The 2,358-nt window shown below is 55.7% G+C and carries 3 protein-coding genes; all 3 read right to left on the reverse strand.

What is annotated here, in order from left to right; all coding sequences use genetic code 11:
* Positions 1–754, reverse strand: a 754-nt coding sequence (locus tag FDW87_RS16280; RefSeq protein ID WP_137379999.1) for a glucose-6-phosphate isomerase family protein, incomplete at its 3' end; no start/stop codon positions are given.
* A complete protein-coding gene (locus FDW87_RS16285; RefSeq protein WP_016155660.1) occupies positions 747–1,310 on the reverse strand; it encodes a glucose-6-phosphate isomerase family protein in 564 nt (187 codons plus the stop codon). The genes FDW87_RS16285 and FDW87_RS16280, both read right to left, overlap by 8 nt.
* A 97-nt stretch (positions 1,311–1,407) precedes the next feature.
* Complete coding sequence (gene rihC, locus FDW87_RS16290; protein WP_016155659.1) at positions 1,408–2,322, reverse strand: ribonucleoside hydrolase RihC; 915 nt, start codon at positions 2,320–2,322, stop codon at positions 1,408–1,410.
* Between the last annotated feature and the right edge of the window lie 36 nt (positions 2,323–2,358).

Below are 2,358 nucleotides of genomic sequence, written 5' to 3' on the forward strand. Positions count from 1 at the left end.
GGTGCTTGTCCGGGCGTGAGATAAATTGGAAACGTGCCGGGTCCTCGATGAATTGCTGATAAACAGGTGCGGAGGTAATCGAGAATTCCGTATATTGTCTGGGCGTAACGGCCTGCAGTCGTCCAGGGATGTAACGCGGATTATGCTGCCAGATAACGTTGTTGCCCTGCAGCAGCGGATACCATGCCAGTCCTTTATGCGCACGCACGGCGTCGTACTCAAAACCATATTCACGATCGCACCACGCGCCAAAGGTTAACGGTACATCCGGGTCTGCGGATATAGTCGCATGCCCCCAACCGGGTGGTACCAGCACTTTCTCACCGGGTCCGGCAATTACAGCAAAACAGCGGCCTGGGTCGTCCTCAACATATTCCTGCATATAAATGATCGCTTTTCCCTGCCAGATTTCATAAAGCTCCGGCGGAGACCAGCCGCTGTGCTGACTAATACGATGAATATGTCCCTGACTACGCACCGGCTCTTCCCCCAGCCGTCCCGCCGCATAGGTCACCACGCCAAACAACAGCATCCGCTTTTTCAACTCTTCGCGATCCTGCATTCGCGCCACATCCATCGCTATGGCATACACTTCTTGCGGCCCTTCACAGTGCGGATCGCGCAGCGAGGCGCGAATCTGGTCGAGTTGACGAATCTCCGGCATCGGCCCGGTAACCTCATCCCCATAGCTAAAACCAAGCGGGTGATGATGGACCGTCATATCCAGGCCGTAAGAATGCGCTAAGTCACCCATTCTGTACCTCCTTCGCCTGAACCGTCTTATTTTCCTCAAAGACCCTTATTCTGAAGCCGCTGGCGAGCGCTGCATAATCATGACCCGCAATCCCTGGCCATACGGCGAGCGCCGACAGAACCTCTTCCCCGGTGTTGATTAACCGATGCGCGGTAAAGCCGGGGATAATGTGGACAGATCCCGCGAATACTTTTTCCAGCCTCGCGTCGCCCTGCTCAGTTTGCAACAGCAGCAAACCGGTGCCACGCAGACCAAAATAGACTTCCCCCTGTTCGCGGCGCGCATGGAAATGCCCGCGGGTCATAAAATACTCACAGCCGACCCGGCCAGGGTAAAGATGGGTAACGCCGGTGTAGAGTTCACCTTCAGCGGGAGACGTATCCAGCATCTCAACGTCATACACGACCTGCTCGCCAGTCAGCTGTTGACGGGCGTGTTCATCGGCAAAAACGTCTGGAAGATCCTCAATACGGGTGGATTTACGCAATAACAGGCCATCAGCTAAAGCGCCGCTTGCCCACGCCACCTGCGGTGGCTGGATAAAAGAAAGGTTCATATGTGTCTCCGGCCCGAGGAGAACAACAGGATCAGATTAGCAGATTAATCGATTAACCTGCTATCGCTATCTGCATATTGCGGGCCGGATCACAGCCTCAAGGTGCCAGCGTCAGTACCTCTGCCACCCACTGCTGGAACCCCTCAACGTCCAGCCCCAGCGCGACCTGGGCATTTGCCGGATGCCCTAAACGTCCTTCAATGTCCACCACCGTCGTACCCGAGGTATATTCCCCCTGGGTTTCAACCGCCACGAAGCACGGCTGCAGGGTAAACAGTTCCGGGCGCACCAGCCAGGCAATAGCGCACAGGTCGTGCATTCGTAGCCCCGTATTCATACTGCCGCTACGGTAATGGCTAAACAGCGCGTGCAGCATTTTTCCCGTCTGGTTAAGCTGCGGCAACGTCGCCAGGTAGTCAGGGGTGAGCATGGCCTGATTAGTGACATCCAGCCCGCACATCACAATCTCCAGCCCGCTCTGGAAGACTTTTGCGGCGGCCTCGGGATCAATAGCAATATTAAACTCGGCGTTTGGCGTGAAGTTCCCGCGCCCGGCAGAACCGCCCATAATCACCAGACGGTGAATGTTGAATATGCATTCAGGATAATGAGTCAGCAGCAGCGCAATGTTGGTCAGGGGGCCAATTGCCACCAGCGTCACAGGCTGCGGGGCATGCATCAACGCATCGCGAATGGCCTGGAAGGCGGGTTTTGCCATCACCTGGCGGTCGTGTTCGACAAATTCATACCCTTCCATACCTGATTCACCGTGTACGGAAGCGGCATCTCGCAGCGGTCTCACCAGCGGCATCGATGCCCCCTGCGCCAGCGGAATATCGGCATTCCAGAAGTGCAGCAGTTGCAAGGCATTACGGGTGGTTTTTTCCACCGACACATTACCTGCTACCGTGGTCATCAGTTGCAGATCCAGCTCAGGGGCAAACAGCGCGGCGGCAATAGCGGCAGCATCATCAATGCCGGGATCGGTATCAAGAATGATCGGTAAGCGCATGGTTTCTCCATAAAAAAATGCCAGACGTTAAGTCTG

Source organism: Citrobacter sp. wls826 (assembly GCF_005281245.1).
GTDB classification, from domain to species: Bacteria; Pseudomonadota; Gammaproteobacteria; order Enterobacterales; family Enterobacteriaceae; genus Citrobacter; species Citrobacter braakii.

What these genes read in the sequence shown, in the direction of transcription:
- FDW87_RS16285 (WP_016155660.1), bottom strand. Translation starts at nt 1,310, where the DNA reads ATGAACCTTTCTTTTATCCAGCCACCGCAGGTGGCGTGGGCAAGCGGC.
- rihC (WP_016155659.1), bottom strand. Translation starts at nt 2,322, where the DNA reads ATGCGCTTACCGATCATTCTTGATACCGATCCCGGCATTGATGATGCT.